Genomic DNA, 492 nt, shown 5'->3' with positions numbered 1-492 from the left:
CGTCGAAGGTGGGACCGGCGATTGGGACTAAGTCGTAACAAGGTAGCCGTACCGGAAGGTGCGGCTGGATCACCTCCTTTCTAAGGAGCACCTCAGGATTATTGCCGCCGCCTAAGTGCGGCGGGGGATGTCCTGCAGGAGATGCCCATGTCGGAGACGAAAGTTCTCCGGTGGGTGCTCAAGGGTGGAATATCAATGGATAGGCGCCGGCATGCCGGTTTCGTGAGGTTAGTACGTTCCCTTCGGGGTTCCTGGAAAACCTTGCGGGGCTGTGTGGTTCCGGTTCGTCGTTTGGCACACTGTTGGGTCCTGAAATAACAGGCACCCGTTGACTGTCCGTGTCCTGGTTGCTCCCTTTGGGGGGTGTCCGGGGTGTGTGGCGGGGGCGGGGTGTGTGGTTGTTTCTGTTTGTTCCTGCGCAGGCCGGAAGCATCACGCGGTTCCCTTTCGGGGGATGGTGCGGGTGTGGATGGGTGTGACGGGGTTGTTGTT

The 492-nt window shown here is 59.8% G+C and carries 1 rRNA gene; it reads left to right on the top strand.

Annotated elements, in window-relative coordinates:
* Positions 1 to 80, top strand: a 16S ribosomal RNA gene (locus tag AC5RT8_RS16295); the annotation flags it as partial.
* Between the last annotated feature and the right edge of the window lie 412 nt (positions 81 to 492).

Source organism: Arthrobacter sp. Ms25 (assembly GCF_059090365.1).
The sequence above is the reverse complement of the archived record's forward strand: the minus strand, read 5'-3'. Positions and strand labels throughout refer to the sequence as shown.